The sequence below is a fragment of the Nitrospirillum amazonense genome (assembly GCF_007828045.1).
Classification (GTDB): Bacteria; Pseudomonadota; Alphaproteobacteria; order Azospirillales; family Azospirillaceae; genus Nitrospirillum; species Nitrospirillum amazonense_C.
Window position 1 is genome coordinate 59,219 of record NZ_VITN01000023.1, and the last position, 18,751, is coordinate 77,969.

At 68.5% G+C, this 18,751-nt stretch carries 19 protein-coding genes and 1 pseudogene; 13 read left to right on the forward strand and 7 right to left on the reverse strand.

The genetic code is table 11. The features are described 5' to 3' along the window. Nucleotides 1-96: 96 nt before the first annotated feature. Nucleotides 97-828: a hypothetical protein gene (locus FBZ89_RS25415; protein WP_145753312.1), complete on the reverse strand. Its 732-nt coding sequence runs from the start codon at nucleotides 826-828 to the stop codon at nucleotides 97-99. An 892-nt stretch (nucleotides 829-1,720) separates the two neighbouring features. Here FBZ89_RS25415 and FBZ89_RS25425 point away from each other — a divergent pair. Beyond that, entirely contained in the window at nucleotides 1,721-3,550 is a 1,830-nt protein-coding gene (locus tag FBZ89_RS25425; RefSeq protein WP_186457579.1) for a PHA/PHB synthase family protein, read from the forward strand. A 58-nt stretch (nucleotides 3,551-3,608) separates the two neighbouring features. Here the strand turns inward: FBZ89_RS25425 and FBZ89_RS25430 are convergent, their stop codons facing one another. The 3 genes from FBZ89_RS25430 to FBZ89_RS25440 form a co-directional block, all read right to left on the reverse strand. Beyond that, complete coding sequence (locus tag FBZ89_RS25430; RefSeq protein ID WP_145753314.1) at nucleotides 3,609-4,124, reverse strand: helix-turn-helix domain-containing protein; 516 nt, start codon at nucleotides 4,122-4,124, stop codon at nucleotides 3,609-3,611. Continuing rightward, a complete protein-coding gene (locus FBZ89_RS25435; RefSeq protein ID WP_145753316.1) occupies nucleotides 4,121-4,474 on the reverse strand; it encodes a hypothetical protein in 354 nt (117 codons plus the stop codon). The genes FBZ89_RS25430 and FBZ89_RS25435 overlap by 4 nt, the downstream gene beginning before the upstream one ends. Nucleotides 4,475-4,558: 84 nt before the next feature. Further along, nucleotides 4,559-5,161 carry a CGNR zinc finger domain-containing protein gene (locus FBZ89_RS25440; protein WP_145753318.1) on the reverse strand — a complete coding sequence of 201 codons (603 nt, stop codon included), beginning with the start codon at nucleotides 5,159-5,161 and terminating at the stop codon, nucleotides 4,559-4,561. A gap of 87 nt (nucleotides 5,162-5,248) precedes the next feature. Between FBZ89_RS25440 and FBZ89_RS25445 the strand changes: the two genes are divergently transcribed. The 4 genes from FBZ89_RS25445 (at nucleotide 5,249) to FBZ89_RS25460 (ending at nucleotide 10,319) form a co-directional block, all read left to right on the forward strand. Then, complete coding sequence (locus FBZ89_RS25445) at nucleotides 5,249-5,752, forward strand: lipocalin-like domain-containing protein (RefSeq protein WP_145753320.1); 504 nt, start codon at nucleotides 5,249-5,251, stop codon at nucleotides 5,750-5,752. Between the two features lie 105 nt (nucleotides 5,753-5,857). Next, the gene (locus tag FBZ89_RS25450) at nucleotides 5,858-6,877 is read left to right on the forward strand and encodes an MraY family glycosyltransferase (RefSeq protein WP_145753323.1); all 1,020 of its coding nucleotides are present in this window, start codon (nucleotides 5,858-5,860) and stop codon (nucleotides 6,875-6,877) included. A gap of 533 nt (nucleotides 6,878-7,410) precedes the next feature. Next, on the forward strand, nucleotides 7,411-8,781 hold the full coding sequence (locus FBZ89_RS25455) for a type III PLP-dependent enzyme (RefSeq protein WP_145753324.1): 1,371 nt from the start codon (nucleotides 7,411-7,413) through the stop codon (nucleotides 8,779-8,781). A gap of 116 nt (nucleotides 8,782-8,897) precedes the next feature. Next, nucleotides 8,898-10,319, forward strand: a complete 1,422-nt coding sequence (locus FBZ89_RS25460) for a homospermidine synthase (protein ID WP_145753326.1) — start codon at nucleotides 8,898-8,900, stop codon at nucleotides 10,317-10,319. 29 nt (nucleotides 10,320-10,348) lie between these two features. Here the strand turns inward: FBZ89_RS25460 and FBZ89_RS25465 are convergent, their stop codons facing one another. The 3 genes and pseudogenes from FBZ89_RS25465 to FBZ89_RS25475 form a co-directional block, all read right to left on the reverse strand. Further along, nucleotides 10,349-10,651: a putative toxin-antitoxin system toxin component, PIN family gene (locus FBZ89_RS25465; RefSeq protein WP_342780651.1), complete on the reverse strand. Its 303-nt coding sequence runs from the start codon at nucleotides 10,649-10,651 to the stop codon at nucleotides 10,349-10,351. 143 nt (nucleotides 10,652-10,794) lie between these two features. After that, nucleotides 10,795-10,923 (reverse strand): annotated as a pseudogene (locus FBZ89_RS32095) (hypothetical protein); the annotation flags it as partial. A 22-nt stretch (nucleotides 10,924-10,945) separates the two neighbouring features. After that, nucleotides 10,946-11,212: a ribbon-helix-helix domain-containing protein gene (locus FBZ89_RS25475; RefSeq protein ID WP_186457577.1), complete on the reverse strand. Its 267-nt coding sequence runs from the start codon at nucleotides 11,210-11,212 to the stop codon at nucleotides 10,946-10,948. 229 nt (nucleotides 11,213-11,441) lie between these two features. On the opposite strand from FBZ89_RS25475, the gene FBZ89_RS25480 reads away from it, so the two are divergent. The 8 genes from FBZ89_RS25480 to FBZ89_RS25515 all read left to right on the forward strand — a co-directional run bounded on the left by FBZ89_RS25480 (nucleotide 11,442) and on the right by FBZ89_RS25515 (nucleotide 18,682). Further along, nucleotides 11,442-12,605, forward strand: a complete 1,164-nt coding sequence (locus FBZ89_RS25480) for an ATP phosphoribosyltransferase regulatory subunit (protein WP_145753330.1) — start codon at nucleotides 11,442-11,444, stop codon at nucleotides 12,603-12,605. Between the two features lie 83 nt (nucleotides 12,606-12,688). Continuing rightward, nucleotides 12,689-13,981 (forward strand): adenylosuccinate synthase, encoded by a 1,293-nt coding sequence (locus FBZ89_RS25485; protein ID WP_040847901.1) that lies wholly within the window; start codon nucleotides 12,689-12,691, stop codon nucleotides 13,979-13,981. A 142-nt stretch (nucleotides 13,982-14,123) separates the two neighbouring features. Beyond that, nucleotides 14,124-15,392 (forward strand): 3-phosphoshikimate 1-carboxyvinyltransferase, encoded by a 1,269-nt coding sequence (locus FBZ89_RS25490; RefSeq protein ID WP_145753331.1) that lies wholly within the window; start codon nucleotides 14,124-14,126, stop codon nucleotides 15,390-15,392. A 111-nt stretch (nucleotides 15,393-15,503) separates the two neighbouring features. Next, nucleotides 15,504-15,800, forward strand: a complete 297-nt coding sequence (locus tag FBZ89_RS25495; RefSeq protein ID WP_145753332.1) for a DUF4175 domain-containing protein — start codon at nucleotides 15,504-15,506, stop codon at nucleotides 15,798-15,800. Between the two features lie 43 nt (nucleotides 15,801-15,843). After that, complete coding sequence (locus FBZ89_RS25500; RefSeq protein ID WP_246172569.1) at nucleotides 15,844-16,668, forward strand: IclR family transcriptional regulator; 825 nt, start codon at nucleotides 15,844-15,846, stop codon at nucleotides 16,666-16,668. 87 nt (nucleotides 16,669-16,755) lie between these two features. Next, nucleotides 16,756-17,085 carry a PadR family transcriptional regulator gene (locus FBZ89_RS25505; RefSeq protein WP_145753334.1) on the forward strand — a complete coding sequence of 110 codons (330 nt, stop codon included), beginning with the start codon at nucleotides 16,756-16,758 and terminating at the stop codon, nucleotides 17,083-17,085. Nucleotides 17,086-17,088: 3 nt separating this feature from the next. Next, nucleotides 17,089-17,889: a hypothetical protein gene (locus FBZ89_RS25510; protein WP_145753335.1), complete on the forward strand. Its 801-nt coding sequence runs from the start codon at nucleotides 17,089-17,091 to the stop codon at nucleotides 17,887-17,889. Between the two features lie 97 nt (nucleotides 17,890-17,986). Continuing rightward, nucleotides 17,987-18,682 carry a hypothetical protein gene (locus FBZ89_RS25515; protein WP_145753336.1) on the forward strand — a complete coding sequence of 232 codons (696 nt, stop codon included), beginning with the start codon at nucleotides 17,987-17,989 and terminating at the stop codon, nucleotides 18,680-18,682. Nucleotides 18,683-18,751 lie beyond the last annotated feature (69 nt).

Below are 18,751 nucleotides of genomic sequence, written 5' to 3' on the forward strand. Positions count from 1 at the left end.
GTTTCAAGACATTTGCTTACAAGAACGCCCGCACCCAGCTAATTTTCCGCCCCAATCCTGCCCCCACGGCCCGCGAGGGGCCCGGGATGTGCCGGATCAGTTCTGGGGGGTCTGGCTGGTGCCGTTGGCGGCGGGGGCACCAGCCTGGCTAGCCGCGGCGCCGGTGGCGGCACGGGCGGGGGTGGCGGCAGGGGCGGCCACGGGGGCGGCCGGAACGGCATCGGGCACGCGGCCCGGCACGGCGGGCGGCGCGCTGGGCACCACCGGCATCTTGCTCTGGCTGGGCGCGGCCTGGCCGCCGGCGGACGGGCCGCCGAACAGCGCGTTGGACGAGGTGGCGCGCTGCACCGACTGCTGGTCGGGGGAGGCCTGGTACTTGTTCAGGTCCGTGGCGATGGAGTCCGCCGCCGTCCGGTCGGCCAGCAGGGCGTCCATGTCCTTCTGCCGCGTCGCGGGATCGGGCACGTTCTTCGGCCGCTCGGGCACCGAGGCCAGGTTGGGCCACACGTCGGGCGGCGGCCCCACGCGGCGCACCGGCCGCTCACCCAGCAGCAAGGCCTTGCTGCTGGCGTCATTCGCCATGGGCTCAGGATCCTCAGGCCCGTCGTGGAACATGGCCTGGGGCACCAGCTGCCCGGCGCATCCGCCCAAATTCAACCCGGCACCCGCCAGCACCAGCGCCAGCAGGCCCCGGCCGGCCAGGACGCGCGCGCCCGCGACGGCACCGGCGGCGCCCAGGGGCGCGCCCCGGTGGGGGCGGAAACGGTTGGGATGACCTTTCTGGGTGCTTGCACCCGTGGGCCGTGCGTCAGCGTCGGTGAAAATCATGGCCGGATCGTGTATGAAATCCCCACGGGCCGCAAGCGCCGTGACCAGCCGTAACCCAGCCTTCTTACGGCGGCGGAACGGGCGGGCGCCCCCGGCGGACCCGCGCGGAACACCGCGCGCGGGCGCCGCTTCCATAAGAACAGCCCCCCTGGTAATCGAGGCGAAGGAACAAGAAAGCATGGCCGATACCCCGCCCAAGCGTACCCGGTCCCCGCGTGTTTCCAAGACTGCCCCCGAAACCGTCCCCCCCGCCCCGACTCAGCCGAAGGCCACCGCGAAAGCCGCCGTGACGAAGGCAGCGGCGCCCAAGACCCCGGCGCGCACGGCCGCGCCCAAGCCCGCTGTCGCCAAGCCCGCCGTCACCAAGTCCGCTGTCGCCAAGACGGCCGCAGCCAAGACGGCCCCGGCAAAGACAGCGCCGGCGAAGCCGGCCGCCGCAAAGACCGCCGCCCCGCCTCAGGCACCCGCCCGCACGGCCGCGGCGAAGACCAAGGTGGCGCGCGCCGCGCCCATCGCCCCGCCCGTGCCGGGCGCGCCGCACCTGAAGGCGCATAAGAACCTGACGCGGGAACCGCTGGCGCCCGTGCCCGTGGCCGGCGTGACGGCGGAGAAGGCGAAGGCGGCCCCGGTGGCGGCGAAACAGCCGGCCAAGGCCGCCGCCGCCACGGCCGCCGCTGTGGCCGCCAAGGCGCCGCGCCGCAAGGCCGCCCCCCTGCCCCCCAGCGTGGTGATGCCAGCCGCCGCCGCGGCGCCGGAAGCGCCGAAGCCGCCCCCCTTCCCGCCGGTCCAGGCGCCCACGGTGGAGGCGCCCACGGCGGCGGCCAAGCCCGGGGCCAGGGACACCGCCAAGGACGGCTCGAATGGCGAGGTCCGCCTGCCCGACCCCGTGGAAATGACGCTGGCCATGAACCGCCTCGCGGAGCAGGCGCAGCGGTTGGTGGCCGATTTCGTGGCCCGCCAGGCGCAGACACCGGCCGACGGCACCGCCGCGGCCGACCCCATGTCCATTGCAGCCCCCTTTGGCGCCGCCCCCTTCAGCAGCCTGCCGGCCAACCTGTCCAACCTGGATCCGTTCAACCTGGGCGGCGCCTTCATGGAAATGACGGCCCGGCTGATGGCCGACCCGAACCGCCTGTTCGAGGCGCAGTTGGGCCTATGGCAGGACTACATGGCCCTGTGGCAGCGCACGGCCCAGCGCCTGATGGGTGAGGAAGCGGAGCCGGTCATCAGCCCGGCCAAGGAGGACAAGCGTTTCAAGGACAAGTCCTGGGAGGAAAGCGCCGTCTTCGATTTCATCAAGCAGTCCTACCTGCTGACCGCCAAGTATGTGCAGACCGCCGTGCGGGGGGTGGAGGGGCTGGAGGGCAAGACCGCCAAGAAGGTGGATTTCTTCACCCGCCAGTTCGTGGACGCGCTGTCGCCCAGCAACTTCCCCCTGACCAATCCCGAGGTGCTGCGCGTCACGCTGGAGACGGGCGGCGACAACCTGCTGAAGGGCCTGGAGAATCTGCTGAGCGACCTGGAGCGCGGCCGGGGCCAGCTGGCCATTTCCATGACCGACTATTCGGCGTTCGAGGTGGGGCGCAACATCGCCGTCACCCCGGGCAAGGTCGTCTTCCAGAACGACCTGATGCAGTTGATCCAGTACGCGCCATTGACGGAGACGGTGCACAAGACGCCGCTGCTGATCATCCCGCCCTGGATCAACAAGTTCTACATCCTGGACCTGAAGCCGGCCAATTCACTGATCCGCTGGCTGACGGAGCAGGGCCACACCGTCTTCGTCATCTCCTGGGTCAATCCCAATGAGAAGCTGGCCGCCAAGGATTTCGAGGACTACATGGTCGAGGGGCCGCTGGCCGCGCTGGACGCCATCAAGGACGCCACCGGCGAGGAGGGCGTGAACGCCATCGGCTATTGCATCGGCGGCACCCTGCTGTCGGGCACCCTGGCCTATATGACGGCCAAGAAGGACGCGCGCATCAAGAGTGCCATGTACCTGGTGACCCTGACCGATTTCACCGACGTGGGCGAGCTGTCGGTGTTCATCGACGAGGAACAGCTGGGCGCGCTGGAGTCCCGCATGAAAAGCCGGGGCTACCTGGACGGCCAGTCCATGGCCACCACGTTCAACATGTTGCGCTCAAACGACCTGATCTGGTCCTTCGTGGTCAACAACTATCTGCTGGGCAAGGACCCCTTCCCCTTCGACCTGCTGTACTGGAATTCTGACAGCACCCGCATGCCGCCGGCCATGCACAGCTTCTACCTGCGCAACATGTACCAGAAGAACCTGCTGGTGCGGCCGGGCGGCATCACCCTGAAGGGCGTGCCCATCGACCTGCGCACCATCAAGACGCCCACCTTCATGCTGTCCACCCGCGAGGATCACATCGCGCCGTGGAAAAGCACCTATGCCGCCACCCAGCTCTATGGCGGGCCGGTGAAGTTCGTCCTGGCGGCCTCCGGCCACATCGCCGGCGTGGTCAACCCGCCGGCGGCCAACAAGTACAGCCACTTCCTGAACGACGCCCTGCCGGCCACGCCAGACGAATGGCTGGCCGGCACCACCCAGGTGCCCGGCAGCTGGTGGCCCGTCTACGCCGACTGGCTGGCGCCGTACGCCGGCCCGCAGGTGCCGGCCCGCACGCCGGGTGACGGCAAGCTGAAGCCCATCGAGGACGCCCCCGGCAGCTATGTGAAGGTGCGGGTGGTGGAGTAAGTCGAAGCGGCGTCGACACAGGGACCGAAAATCCCCCGTGTCGACGGCTTTTCCTTGATCATGATTCCTCCAGCCGGGCCACTGGCTTGGCGATCCCGGCCTCGAAATCCTTGAAGCGGACCCGCATCTCGACCTGGCCACCCAAGGCTTCGATATACGCCAGCAGGGTGCTGAGCTTGATGTCGTCGCGGGCTTCCAGCCGGGAAATCGCCGCCTGATTGACGTGCAGTTCCTCCGCGAGCGTCACCTGGGCCACCCCCAACAAGGCACGCACGTCCCGCAGCCACAAGGGAGTTGGCGTCTCATTCCCCAAGGCCAACTGGGCCACGCGCCGCGCCGCCATCTGCGGCTCGGCATAGCGTTCGTCCGGCTTCTCGCCATAGCCCTCGTTGGGGGAGGAGAACAGCCCGAAGCCGAACCCCGGGCGCCATAGGACCGTGGCCGCGTAGGGATCGCGCGCGATGTCGATCCACCAAGAGCCGGTAGCCTCATGCGGCGCATCGAAGGAGACGGTCGTGCCCGGCAACAGCACGGCCAATTCCTGTTTAAAAGCCACCAGATCAGCGTTCATCATGAACCCTTCCCCTCTGACGGAGCGCCAGGCTTACGAAGCAGACAGGTTCCATCCAGCCTTACGATCTCGATGGCGCCATCCACACCCACCAGCGTGTTGTGTCCCCGGTTGCGGTAGCGCCGCCAGCCATCACGCCCCGGCACCAATCGCGCCGCATCGGCCTGGGGCGGATACATACGGCCATCCGCCTGCCAATTGGCCGGGTCATGCGGCACCCCGGCATGCTCATCTTCGACCCCATTCAGCACGGCTGACAGCAACGCCAAGGCCCCGTCCGCGTCAGCAGCCGGAGGGGCCACCGCCAAACGTTCCAGGAAAAGCTGAAACCGCTGGGTCTTGGCTAGCACCATTCCATTCCCTGCAGATCATATTCCCTTGAGAGCATATGATCAATACTATGGGAATCGGCGTACGATTTCCACTCCACCGCCCTCTCACCCCCCTTCGCGCCTGCGTCGCCGGAACTCCGCCACCTTGGCCTTGGTGCCGCAGCCTTTCATGGAGCACCAGCGGCGGTCGCCGGCACGGGAGGTGTCGACGAAGAACAGGGTGCAGGTGGGTGATTGGCATTGCCGGATGTGCGCCGTCGCCGCCCCGCCGAACAGGTGCACCGCCTCGCGCGCCACGGTGGCGATGAAGGCCGTCATGGGGCCGTTGAGCGCCACGGCCGCCGTGGAACCCGCCAGCGCCAGAGCGGGTGTCGCCGCCGGCAGGGCGGCCACCTGGTTCAGCACATCCAACGCCGAATCGAGGCTGCCGCCGGGCGGGCCGCTGCCGCCATGCCGATGGACGGCCAGATCGTAAATGGCCTCGCGCAGGCGCCGGGCCAGCGCCAAATCCCCCTCGTCCGCCGGCGGTGCCGTGTCGGTCAGGCCCGCCGCCACCATCCAGCGCCGCACATCCTCCGGCGTCGCCAGCAGCTCACGTGGCGCCGGCTTCAGCCGCGCCTGCAGGGTGGCCGGCAGGTCGATGGCCGGGCAGCCGCCCCGGAAGCGGAAGCCGTCGCGTTCTTCCGTTAGGACGTCATTCTGTCTCATGTAACCGTATTGACAGGTTTCACAGATAAGAGCAACTATCGCCCCACTGAAACCTGATTAACTGGTTACATGAGAGAGGACGCGACCATGCGTTTCGACAAGAGGCTGTCCGCCCTGGCCGTGCTGGCTGCCCTGGGCACATCCGCCGCCGCCCCGGCTGCCGACCTGGCCTCGCTGGAGGGTACCTGGGTGATGGATGCCGCCTATGAGATCCATGCCGACGGCAGCCGTACGACCAACTACGGCGAACACCCGCTGGGCCTGCTGACCGTCGATTCGGCCGGGCGCTACAACATGCAGATCTTCCGGGTGGGCCGGCCCGCCTTCGCCAGCGGTGTGAAGGCCCAGGGAACGGCGGAGGAGTACCGGCAGGCCGTCCTGGGCTCCAGCACTCACTTCGGCACCGTCCGGATCGACCGGGAGCATCACCAGCTGGTGTTCGACGTGCAGGCGGCGTCATTCCCCAATTGGGAAGGCAAGCGGCAGGTGCGCGACTACACCTATGACGGCGGGCTGCTGAGCTATGGCGTGCCGGCCAGCGCCTCGGGCGACGGCACCGTGGCCTATTCGGTGTGGCGCAAGGCGCCGTGACCCCAGGCCGCACGACAGGTGGCCGCACGACAGGTGGCCGCACGACAGGATGTGGACCGCGCCCGGCCTTGTGAAGCCACCCCGAGTCGCTTACAAGAGAGGCCCATGTCCATCCTGACCCCCTTCCTCTGCCTGTTCCTGCCCTTCCTGCTGGCGCTTGGCCTGGTGGGGGCGGCCACCTGGTGGCTGAAACGCCGCCAAGTCATGGATCAGCCCAACGAGCGGTCCAGCCACACCCTGCCCACGCCGCGCGGCGGCGGGCTGGGTGTCGTGCCGGCCCTGCTGGGCGCCTGGGCCGTGACCGGCCTGCTGGCGGGGGACATGGACACGCTGTGGCCCACCATCGCCGCCGCGCTGGCCCTGGCTGTCATTTCCTGGGCCGATGATTTGGGTGGCGTGCCGCCCGGCTGGCGCCTGCTGGCCCAGGTGCTGGCCGTGGCCGTGGGCCTGTCGGCCCTGCCGCCGGAAGCCCTGGTGTTCCAGGGTTGGCTGCCGCATTGGCTGGACCGTTTCGTGGCCGGCCTGGCCTGGGTGTGGTTCGTCAACCTGTTCAATTTCATGGACGGCATCGACGGCATCAGCGCGGTGGAAACCCTGTGCCTGGGCCTGGGGCTGGCCGCCGCCTACTTCGCCGCCGGCCTGATGGGGTTCATGAGTTCCTACGCCCTGGCGCTGGCCGGCGTGGCCTTGGGCTTCATCGCCTGGAACTGGCACCCGGCCCGCGTCTTCCTGGGTGACGTCGGCAGCGTGCCCCTGGGCTTCCTGTCCGGCTGGCTGCTGCTGCGCGCGGCGGGCGACGGGCTGTGGCTGCCGGCCCTGATCCTGCCGCTGTACTACCTCAGCGACGCCACCCTGACCCTGGCCAAGCGCCTGTGGCGGCGGGAACCGGTGTGGCAGGCCCACCGCCAGCACTTCTACCAGCAGGCCGTACGCCGCCTGGGCCGGCACGACCTGGTGGCCCTGGCCATCCTGGCCGCCAATGCCGCCCTGGCCGCCAGCGCCATCCTGTCCTTCACCGACCCCAGCTGGGTGGTGGTGGCGCCCCTCACCGTCGTGGCCCTGCTGGCCTGGATGGCCCACGCCAAGACAGCCCCCAAGGGCCAGGCGGACGGCGGCGCCGCCTGAGTCCGCTGCCGCTTAACAGGTTCCTTACCCAGCCTTGAGATGAGCGGGAAGCGGACCTTCAAAAATTTAAGTTTGCTTGGGCCGACAAATCGCCTAAATACAGAGTCCGCGACGCACCCGCACGTGCCACTGGCCCCTGGGTTCCGGTCATTGAACATGGCCCGGGCCCTTGGATGGTTAAGCAACGACGTTAGGCGTCCTTTTTAAGCAGATCCGGCCGAAGTGACTGGGCCGGGCCTTGAGAGGGAACCAACATCATGCTTTCCACCATAAAACGGGCGGTGAAGCGGTAAGCCCCTTCTGGTCCTGACGCGTCTGTTGACGCTTTGAGGTCTTAAGGTCGATGGATCGACCCGATGGCCCGGCAATCACGGCGCTAGACCAGATCATTCCCCTTCCCACCGATCGCTGACGTTGAACGGCCCCTGGCGCCACCGCCATGCCCGCTTCCCCGCGCGGTCCCTGGTTCAGCCGAATGAAGCCGGCTCCCCATACGCCCGAGGGCGACGACGGGGCCGGACAGGGGTATTGTTATGGCCTATCGTTTCCGTTCCGCCGTCTCTCCCCTGCGCCGCGTGCGCGCGCAGGCCCTTGCCTCCGCCATTCCCACGCCCGCCCCCACCGTGGACAGCCTGGTCGCCAGCCTGGCCCCGGCGGAGCCGATGCACTGCCTGCGCCCGCGCCAGGTCGCCGCCAACGCGCGTGACTTCATCGCCGCCTTCCACGACGCCGTGGAACAGGCCCTGGGCGATGGCGCGCGGGGCGCCGTCATGTACGCGGTGAAGTGCAACCCCGACCCCACCATGCTGCGCGCCCTGACAGAGGGCGGCCTGCGCCATTTCGACTGCGCCTCCCCCGCCGAGATCCGCCTGGCCCGCCAGATGTACCCGTCGGCCGCCGTGCACTACATGCACCCGGTGAAGAACCGCGCCGCCATCCGCGCCGCCTATTTCGAGCAGTCGGTGCGCGACTTCTCGCTCGATTCGGCCGATGAGTTGGCCAAGATCGTCGAGGTGGTCGCCGAGGGAAGCTTTGTGGGGGGCGCGCCTGGCGCCGACGGCGTGGACGCCCGCCTGGATCCGGTGGCGGCGGACCTGGGCCTGATGATTCGGTTGGGCATGCCCAAGGGCCAGGCCGCCTATGACCTGTCGGCCAAGTTCGGCGCCGCCTTCGACGAGGCGGTGGCCCTGCTGCGCGCCGCCCGGCCGCTGGCCATGCGCGTGGGCGTCTGCTTCCACGTCGGTTCCCAGTGCATGGACCCGCAGGCCTATACCCGGGCGCTGGCCATTGCCGACGCCGTGGTGAAGGCCGCCGGCGTCGCCATCGACGTGGTGGACGTGGGTGGCGGCTTCCCCGCCCGCTACCCCGACATGGACCCGCCCCCGCTGGCCGACTACATGGCCGCCATCCGCGACGGCCTGGTGGCCATGGATCTGGCGCCGAACGTGCAGGTGTGGTGCGAGCCGGGCCGAGCCCTGGTCGCCACCGGCGCCTCGGTCGTCGTCCAGGTGGAACGCCGCCGGGGCTCGGAGCTTTTCATCAATGATGGCGCGTATGGCAGCCTGGCCGACGCCGGCGCCTTGGGCATGCGGTTCCCCGTGCGCCTGATTCGCCCGACGCAGGCCGAGGCGCTGCAGGAGTTCAGCTTCTGGGGCCCCACCTGCGACAGCGCCGACTATATGCGCGGTCCCTTCCTGCTGCCCGCCGACATCCGCGAGGGCGACTGGATCGAGATCGGTCAGCTGGGCGCCTACGGCGCCGCCTTGCGCACGGCCTTCAACGGCTTCGACCAGGCCCGCCTGGTGGAGGTCCGCGACGCCCCGCTGGTGGCGACCGCAGGCCTGGTCTCCGCCCCGGTTCGGCGGAATTCGCGATACGGCATATTGCGTCGCCGCATCGCTTGAGGCAAACACGGCGCTCTTAATTCAACAGAGGGGCCGGCGCCCGTGAAGGAACGCCGGCGAATTCGCGACAGCAACAGACGGTCGGTCAACCGTTGGTAAAGCCCGGAGAGTTAACTATGTCCCATTCCGTGAAACATGCCGCCATCCCCGGGCGACTTTATATCATCGGTTTCGGCAGTATCGGCCAAGGCGTGCTTCCCCTGGTGCTGCGGCACCTGGACATCACCGCCGACCGCATCACCATCATCACGGCCGACGCGCGCGGCCGGGACGAGGCGGCGCACTACCGGGTGGATTTCCAGATCCGCCCGCTGACCCGCGACAATCACCGCGACATCCTGGTGCCCCTGCTGCGCAAGGGCGACTTCGTGCTGAACCTGTCGGTCGACGTCTCCTCCCTGGCGCTGGTGGAACTGTGCCAGGAGGCCGGCGCCTTCTACCTCGACACCTGCATCGAACCCTGGGTGGGCGGCTACACCGACCCCGGCCTGTCGCCGTCGCTGCGCAGCAACTACGCCCTGCGCGAGGCGGCGCTGGAGCTGAAGACGCGCTACCCCGGCGGCCCCACCGCCGTGCTGACCCACGGCGCCAACCCGGGGCTGGTGTCGCACTTCATGAAGCAGGCGCTGCTGAACATCGCCCAGGACAACGGCCTGGACGTGGCCGTGCCCACCACGCGTGACGGCTGGGCCCGCCTGGCCCAGCGCCTGGACATCAAGACCGTGCACGTGGCCGAGCGCGACACCCAGGTGGCCGACCGCCCGCGCGAGCGGGGCGAGTTCGTCAACACCTGGTCCATCGACGGCTTCGTCAGCGAAGGCTGCCAGCCGGCGGAGCTGGGCTGGGGCACGCATGAGCGCCACTTCCCCGCCGATGGCCAGCAGCACGACTTCGGCAGCCAGGCGGCCATCTTCCTGAACCGCCCGGGCATCAGCACCAAGGTGCGCACCTGGACGCCCATGGAAGGGCCCTTCCACGGCTTCCTGGTCACCCACAACGAGGCCATCTCCATCGCCGACTATTTCACTGCGCGGAACGAGGACGGCAGCGTCGCCTATCGCCCGACCTGCCACTATGCCTATCACCCCTGCGATGACGCCATCACCTCGATCCATGAGTTCGTGGGCAAGGGCTATGTGCAGCAGGAGCGGCAGCGCCTGCTGATGACCGAGATCGTCGATGGTATCGACGAGCTGGGCGTGCTGCTGTGCGGCCACGAGAAGGGTGCCTACTGGTACGGCTCGCAGCTGACCGTGGCCGAGGCGCGCGAGCTGGTGCCCTACAACAACGCCACCAGCCTGCAGGTCTGCGCCACCGTCCTGGGCGGCATGGTCTGGGCCCTGGAGAACCCCACGCAGGGCCCGGTCGAGGCCGACGAGGTCTCGTTCGAACGGGTCATGGAAATCGCCACGCCCTACCTGGGGCCCGTGGTCGGCGTCTACACCGACTGGACCCCCCTGGACGGCCGCGAGACCCTGTTCCCCGAAGACCTGGACCGCGGCGACGCCTGGCAGTTCAAGAACGTGCGGGTGGTGTGAGGGGGCAAGAACCCCCTCCCTTCCTGGCCTTAAGGGGTTGGCATAAACCCGAACAAGGTCAGGAAGTCGCGAACGGTTAGAATCTTGGTGCCTTCGAACCGCCGCAAACTTAACAAGTCCTGTTTATCGCCAGTAATCAGGAAGTCCGCGCCACCCGCCACTGCGGTGGCCAGCAGGTAATTGTCAAAGGGATCGGGCGAAGCGGAGACTGTCGGCAAAGGCCCCACAATCTCAGCAATCCCCCGCAGGTCGTTGATCAACTGGCCCGCCACCGTCGGCGCCAACCGCGCCCTTATTTTGGGGTAGCGGGTGACACGCATAAGTTCATCCAACTGATACGCGTGGCATTTGAACGTGACCGTTCAAATGCTCCCTCAATTGCCGGGCGGCGGACATCCGTCCGCCTAGGCTCGTCCTCGCTGCGCCCTCCGGTGCTCGCTCCGGCGGCCCCGGTCGGGGCCTACAGCGACACGAGTCACCATCTCGTGCCGCTGGTATGAGTCTCAGAAACGAGCAGGCTAAACCGCCATTCCCGCCAGAGGGTCACCACGCGTGCCGGCAGCGAGGCCTTTGCCAGCAGCGCGCTGATGAGGACGTTGGTATCAACGACGACGCGCCCCGGTCAGTCAGGCTTTGTGCGTGTGATCTTGGCGGGTCGCTGTGACGGCTTCGCGAAGCAGATCCTCAAGATCATCCGGCGGCATGTCATCGAACCCGCCACGAGCCTCCGCCATGGTCTGTTCGAATACCCGCCACTTGACCGCCTCCTCGATGAACTTGGAGAGGTCCCCTTTCTTCATGCCCCGTTGAGCCAAGAAAGTACGAACGGCGATATCGGTCTTTTTTGAAACCGAAACGCTCCAGCGTGTGGTTTCAGAGGAGATATCGGACATGGCGCGGCCCATAGGCGGATAAGCTCATAAGAGTATAAGCGCTTACCTGAGAAATGCGAGAGCCTCCGCCGTAAAGCTTCTCCCGCCGGTGAAGCCACCACTCGACAGGGGGCCGCATGCCCCCTCCCCGGCGGGCGCGGGGCTTAAACAATTGCGTGCGCAGCGGCCAGCGATTAAAGACCCGTAACGGGCACTGTCGCCCTTTCGACGCCCGGGACCCTTCTGCATTATGACTGACAGCGCCGACGAGGCCATTGCGGCCAAGGCCCTGCTGCCGGCCGGCTTGCGCGATCTTTTGCCGCCCGCCGCCCAGCATGAGGCCCGCATCGTGGAACAGCTGATGGCGGATTTCGGCCGCCATGGGTATGACCGGGTCAAGCCGCCGCTGATCGAGTTCGAGGAGGGCTTGCTGGCCGGCCCCGGCGCCAAGCTGGCGCACCAGACCTTCCGCCTGATGGACCCGGTGTCCCAGCGCATGATGGGCCTGCGCGCCGACATGACGCTGCAGGTCGCGCGCATCGCCCAGACCCGCCTGGCCAACGCCCCCCGTCCTCTGCGCCTGTCCTATGCCGGCCAGGTGCTGCGCGTGAAGGGCTCGCAGCTGCGCCATGAGCGCCAGTTCGGCCAGGTGGGCGTGGAACTGATCGGCAGCCTGCGCGCCGAGGCCGACGCCGAGATCGTGCTGCTGGCCATGGAAGCCCTGACCAACCTGGGCGCCGAGGGCCTGACCGTGGACCTGACGGTGCCCACCCTGGTGCCGGCGCTGTTCCGTTCCCTGAACCTGGACGAGGCCACGCAACGCGCCGCGCGCGAGGCGCTGGACCATCGCGACGCCGCCGGCCTGGCCGCCATCGGCGGAGCCGCCGCCGGGCTGCTGGGCCGCGTCATGGCCTGCTGCGGCAACGCCCCCGCCGCCGTGGAGGCCCTGGCCGCCGTAGAATTGCCGGCGGAAGCTGAAGCGGAGCGCCAGCGCCTGGCCACGGTGGTGGAGCTGATCGTCAGCGCCGCCCCCCAAGTGCAGATCACCATCGATCCCGTGGAACAGCGCGGGTTCGAGTATCAGACCGGCGTCAGCTTCACCGTCTTCGCCCGCGGCGTGCGGGGCGAGATCGGACGCGGCGGCCGTTATCGCACCCTGGCGGGGGAACCCGCCACCGGCTTCACCCTGTTCACCGACACGGTCATCGAGGCCGTGCCCGGCCCGGCGCCGGCCCGCCGCCTGCTGCTGCCCCACGGCACCCCGGCGGCCCAGGCCCAGCGCCTGCGCGAGAAGGGCTGGGACACGGTGGCGGCGCTGGAGCCGCTGCCAGCCAATGGGGACGATGAGCAGGCCGAGGCCAAGCGCCTGGGCTGCAGCCACCTGCTGCGGGACGGCTGGACCGTCGAGGTCTGAGCGTCCATTTGATCTTGGGATCGCGCGGGGGGCCGGCCGGCCGCCCCGCCCTGTATTGAGCGCCGTTTAGAGGGAGAAGCATCATGGCCAATGTCGCGGTCGTCGGCTCGCAATGGGGTGACGAAGGCAAGGGCAAGATCGTCGACTGGCTGTCCAGCCGCGCCGACGTCATCGTCCGTTTCCAGGGCGGCCACAACGCCGGCCACACGCTGGTCATCAACGGCGTCACCTATAAGCTGTCGCTGCTGCCCTCGGGCGTGGTGCGTCCGGGCAAGCTGTCGGTCATCGGCAACGGCGTGGTGGTCGACCCCTGGGCCCTGCTGCGCGAGATCGAGAACATCGCCGCCCAGGGCGTGCAGATCACCCCGGAAAGCCTGATCGTGGCCGAGAACGCCACCCTGATCCTGCCGCTGCACAGCGCGGTGGACAAGGCCCGTGAGGAGGCGCGTGGCGCCGGCAAGATCGGCACCACCGGGCGCGGCATCGGCCCCGCCTATGAGGACAAGGTGGCCCGCCGCGCCATCCGCCTGTGCGACCTAGCCGACGAGGCGGTGCTGGAACACAAGGTCGACCAGCTGCTGTTCCACCACAACGCCCTGCTGCGCGGCCTGAACGCGCCGGAGATCGACCGGGCGGAGCTGCTGGCCCAGTTGCGTGAGATCGCGCCGCGCATCCTGCCCTACAGCGCCGTCGTCTGGCAGCGCCTGGAAGAGGCCCGCGCCCAGGGCAAGCGCATCCTGTTCGAAGGCGCCCAGGGCGCCATGCTGGACGTGGACCACGGCACCTATCCCTTCGTGACCTCCTCCAACACCGTGTCGGGCAACGCCGCCGCCGGCAGCGGCATGGGCCCCGGCGCCGTCGGCCACGTGCTGGGCATCACCAAGGCCTACACCACCCGCGTCGGTTCCGGCCCCTTCCCCACCGAGCTGTTCGACGACATCGGTGAGCTGATCGGCGCCAAGGGCAAGGAATTCGGCGTGGTCACCGGCCGCAAGCGCCGCTGCGGCTGGTTCGACGCCGTGCTGGTGCGCCAGGCGGTGAAGGTGGGCGGCATCGACGGCATCGCCCTGACCAAGCTGGACGTGCTGGACGGCATCGAGGAACTGAAGGTCTGCACCGGCTACCGCTACAAGGGGGAGGTCATCCACCACCTGCCGGCCGGCCAGACCGCCCAGGCCGAGGTGGAGCCCATCTACGAGACCTTCCAGGGCTGGACCGAGAGCACCTACGGCGCCCGTTCCTGGGCCGACCTGCCGGCCACGGCCATCAAGTACATCCGCCGCATCGAGGAACTGATCGAAGCGCCGGTGACCCTGCTGTCCACCAGCCCCGAGCGCGACGACACCATCCTGATGCGGGATCCGTTCCAGGGTTGAAGAAGGAAAGCCCGATGGCGTGACCTTCACGCCATCGGGTAGCCCGCGACTGCGGGCGCCGGAGCGAGCACCGAAGGGCGCAGCGAGGATAGCCAAGCGGCCGGATGGCCGCGCCGGCGCCTGAGGAACAAGGAAAAAAAAGATGGGTTCGGATACGGCAGTCAGGATCATTCCGCCGCAGGGGCCGCTGAAGGGCCGGGTGGCGCCGCCGGGCTCCAAATCCATCACCAACCGCGCCCTGCTGCTGGCCGGCCTGGCGGCCGGCACCAGCCGGTTGACCGGGGCCCTGAAAAGCGACGACACCCGCTATATGGCCCAGGCCCTACGCGACATGGGTGTCGCGGTGGATGAACCGGACGACACCACCTTCGTGGTCCATGGCACGGGCCGCCTTCAGGCACCGGCCAATCCGCTGTTCCTGGGCAATGCCGGCACGGCCACCCGTTTCCTGACGGCCGCCGTGGCCGCCGTCGTGGACGGCACGGTGGTGGTGGACGGCGATGCGCACATGCGCAAACGCCCCATCGCCCCGCTGGTCGCGGCCTTGCGCACCCTGGGCATGGACATCGACGCCCCCACCGGCTGCCCGCCCGTCACCGTGCGCGGCCATGCCGGCGGGTTCGCCGGCGGCAGGGTGGAGATCGACGGCGGGCTGTCCAGCCAGTACGTCTCCGCCCTGCTGATGATGGGGGCCTTGGGCTCCCGCCCCACGGACGTGGTGCTGACCGGCGCCGACATTGGCGCCAAGGGCTATGTCGACCTGACCACCGCCGCCATGGCCGCCTTCGGCGCGGAGGTCAGCCACCCCAGCGACACCGTCTGGACCGTGGCCGCCACCGGCTATCGCGCCGCCGATTTCGCGGTGGAGCCCGACGCGTCGGCCGCCACCTACCTGTGGGCGGCGGAGGCCCTGACGGGCGGGGCCATCGACCTGGGCACCCCGGCCGGCGCGTTCACCCAGCCGGACGCCCGCGCCTGGGACTTCATCCGCCTGTTCCCCCACCTGCCGGCCGTCATCGACGGGTCGCAGATGCAGGACGCCATCCCCACCCTGGCGGTGCTGGCGGCGTTCAACACCACGCCGGTGCGCTTCACCGGCATCGCCAACCTGCGGGTGAAGGAATGCGACCGCGTGGCGGCATTGGCGACGGAACTGTCCCGCATCCGCCCCGGACTGGCGGTCGAGGAGGGCGACGACCTGCTGGTGGCCAGCGACCCCGGCCTGGCGGGCCAGAGCCTGCCCACCCGCATCGAGACCTATGCCGACCACCGCATCGCCATGAGCTTCGCCCTGGCCGGCCTGAAGATCCGCGACATCACCATCCTGGACCCGGGCTGCGTCGCCAAGACCTACCCCGGCTACTGGACGGCACTGGCCAGCCTGGGGGTGCAGTTGCAGGACGAGGCCTAATCTGTCGCATAGCGTCTCTTCTTATGGTTGCAATGACAGCGTAGTCAACGGACACTGCGGCCTTCGCGCGACCGGCGGTCAACGCGGCGCGCCATTTCCGGGCCGTCCTGCATGCACGATGCCGCATTGTCATCCGGCGCCATGGCGCGTGTAAGGAAAGGACGGGCCTTCATCGTCCTGCTCATGCCCGTTGTCGGCGCCCTGCTGGTCCTGAACCTGGCGGATTTCTGGGGACTGGGCCCCGTGGTGGCGGGGCGGGCCGCCCTGGCCTGGCTGGGTCTGCCGCCGGCGTCCTGGGAAAGCATCCGCATCCTGCTGCTAATCGCCTTTTTTGGGGGCGTGCTGCACCGCTATTTCCGCTTCATCGAAAAGTCATTCACCGTTTCCTCCAGCGGCGGAGACATATAATCAGTCCTGGAGACGCAGGTGGGCGTCCCGGGGAGGAACGGCCTTGAAGAAGCGTAGCGGTCCGGTCATGGAGGAGATGGGCGATGAGGCCGGCGGCGACCGGCAGTTCGTCACGGCGCTGTCGCGCGGCCTGGACATCCTGCGCTGTTTCGAGCCCACCGACGGCCCCCTGGGCAATGCCGACTTGGCCCAGCGCTGCGGCCTGCCCAAGGCAACGGTGTCGCGCCTGACCTATACCCTGGCCAAGCTGGGCTATCTGGATTACCTGCCCGACAGCGGCAAGTACCGCATGGGTGTCGCCGTGCTGGGCTTGGGCTATGCCTGCCTGGGTGGGCTGAAGATACGGGAAACGGCGCAGCCCTATCTGCAAGCCCTGGCCGACCACGCCGGCGACGGTGTGCTGACCGCCCTGGCCGGCCGCGACGACCTCAGCATGGTCTACATCGCCTGCGCCCGGGCGCCCGGCATGGTCAGCCTGCAGCAGGACGTGGGCTCGCGCCTGTCGCTGGGCCGGTCCAGCATCGGCCGCGCCTATCTGGCGGCCCTGGACCAGGCTACCCGCGCCCCGCTGATGGAACGCCTGCGCCAACGGGCGGGTGAAGAGTTCTGGCCCATGGTGGAGCGGGGCATCCTGCGCTCCGCCGATGAAATCCGGGCGCGCGGCTTTTGCCTGAACGTGGGCGAATGGGTGCAGGGCGTGAATTCCGTCGCCGTGCCCCTGCGCCCCGCCCAGCAAGGCCAGCCGCCCCTGGCGTTCAACTGCGGCGGCCCGTCCTACATTCTGACGCCCGAGCGGCTGGAAAGGGAGTTGGGCCCCCGCCTGGTGGAACTGGCCAACCGCGTGGCCCTGGTCGGCCGGGCGGTTTGATTCCCCTCCTCCCCGGCCGGCCCCATTGACGCCCCGTACCGACCCAATATACATTGTAGAAGAAATATAGAAGCGGGGCGGGGCGTGATGGGCAGGAACACGTTGGGCACACTGGAACAGGCGGTGATGATGGTCATCCTGGCCCTGGGTGACGGTGCCTATGGCGTGGCCATCCGGGATGAGCTGAGCCGCCGCACCCGGCGGGAGCATACACTGGGCGCCGTCTACACCACCCTGGACCGGCTGTCGGCCAAGGAGCTGCTGGAGTCCCACCTGGGCGAGCCGACGCCGACGCGCGGCGGCCGGGCCAAGCGCTATTTCAAGCTGACCGGGGAGGGCCGCCAGGCCCTGGACCACGCCGTCAACACCCATCACGAGTTGGAATACGGCCTGGATCTGGCGGGCAAGGGGGCCTGAACCATGACGACGCCGTCCGAAACCTGCAACGCCGTCGTCATCCCAGCCGCCCTGCCCCTGTTCCCCCGCCTCTGCCTGATGCTGGTGGCCACCCCCGATGAGGTGGAGGATCGCATGGGCGATTTGGAGGAATCCTACGTCAACGCCTTGGTGGTCCTGGGGCCGGACGCCGCCCTCAGCCGTTATCGCCGCGACATCGCCTCAAGCATCCTGGCCATCGCCAGCCGCCGGCTGGAGAACCTGGTGCTGCTGCGCTTCCTGGACCGGGGCCGGCTGCTGCTGTCGCTGGCCACGATCGCCGTGGCCTTCGCCGTCTGCTTTGCCATGATGTCGGTGCTGGTGCCCGCCCCCTGGTGGCTACGGGCGGGTCTGCCCAGCTATCCCGGCCAGTTCCGGGGTTTCAACCTGCCCGACTACCCCGTCTGCCAGGCCTGGACCGACTATCAGGGCCGGAGCCGCCTGACGCGTGACCTGCGCGGACCCGGCGTCCACGTGACCGAGGCCACCACCCGGGGCGTGGTGCGCCAAGGCACGGAACAGGATCTGGCAATCCTGCTGCCCCATGCGGCCAAGGTGACCGCCATCTACTGCGGCATCAGCCGGCCGGGTGCGGGAAAAGCGCCTGTCGAAGAGTGTTCCCGCGGCGGCTGCGGCACCGGTGTCTCGGCTTTCGTCGAGGATAGCGCCTACGTCAAAGGCCGTGTCCTGACCTTGGCCATGTCGACCCGCTCCGCCGCCCCCGAAGACGGCGTCACCGGCCATTTCTGGATCGCCTGGCGCGACGACGACACCAGCGTCCCTTGAATTCCCCCCTTCCCGCTCAGCCCTTCCCGCTCAGCCCTTCCCGATAGGCCGCGCCAATTTCTTCTACATTATAGAATCAACTAAAGGAAGCAGAGTCATGGAGGCGAATTTGTCGCTGGAGGCCCAGATGGCGTTCCCGGTCGCGCTCATGTGCCGGCTGCTGGTGTCCCTGGTTTCGGCCGCGCTGTCCGTCAGCATGGTCTATGGCCTGATGACGGCCTCGATACCGGACCCATGGTGGCGGCAGGCGGGGCTGCGCACCAACCCCGGTTATTTCCGGGACGCCAACGTCGTGGACTACCCCTTCTGCCAGGCGTGGAGCGATTACCAGGGCCGGAACCGCATGGCGCGGGACCTGGGTGCCGCCGGCGTGAGGGTGACCGAGGCGCAGACACGGACAATCCTCCGCCCGGGAGGGGAGGAGAACCTGCTGGTGGAGCTGCCCGGGACAGCCCAGGTCGTCGCCGTCTATTGCGGTATCTCGCAGGATGGGGCGCCCATGGGTGAATGCGCCCGCTATATCTGTGGGGACGGGGTCGCCACCTTCATCGCCGACAGCATGTACACGGGCAGCGAATACAGCGGCACCCTGCAGGCGGGCCGCCGAATCCTGACCCTGACCCTGATGAACAAGCGGGCCGAGACGCGGCGCCGGACCACGGCCCGTTTCTGGGTGGCATGGCGGGATGACACCCCACCCCCTCCACCCGCGCCGCCGCAGCCCGTGACCCTCAAGGCCGGGACGAACGCACCCCCGGCGGGCCCCGCAAAATTCGTTCGCAGCCCCACATGATCCCGCTCCGCGCACCATAAATTCCGTATTACGGAATTATATTCCGCAAATATTGCAACGCGTCGGCGC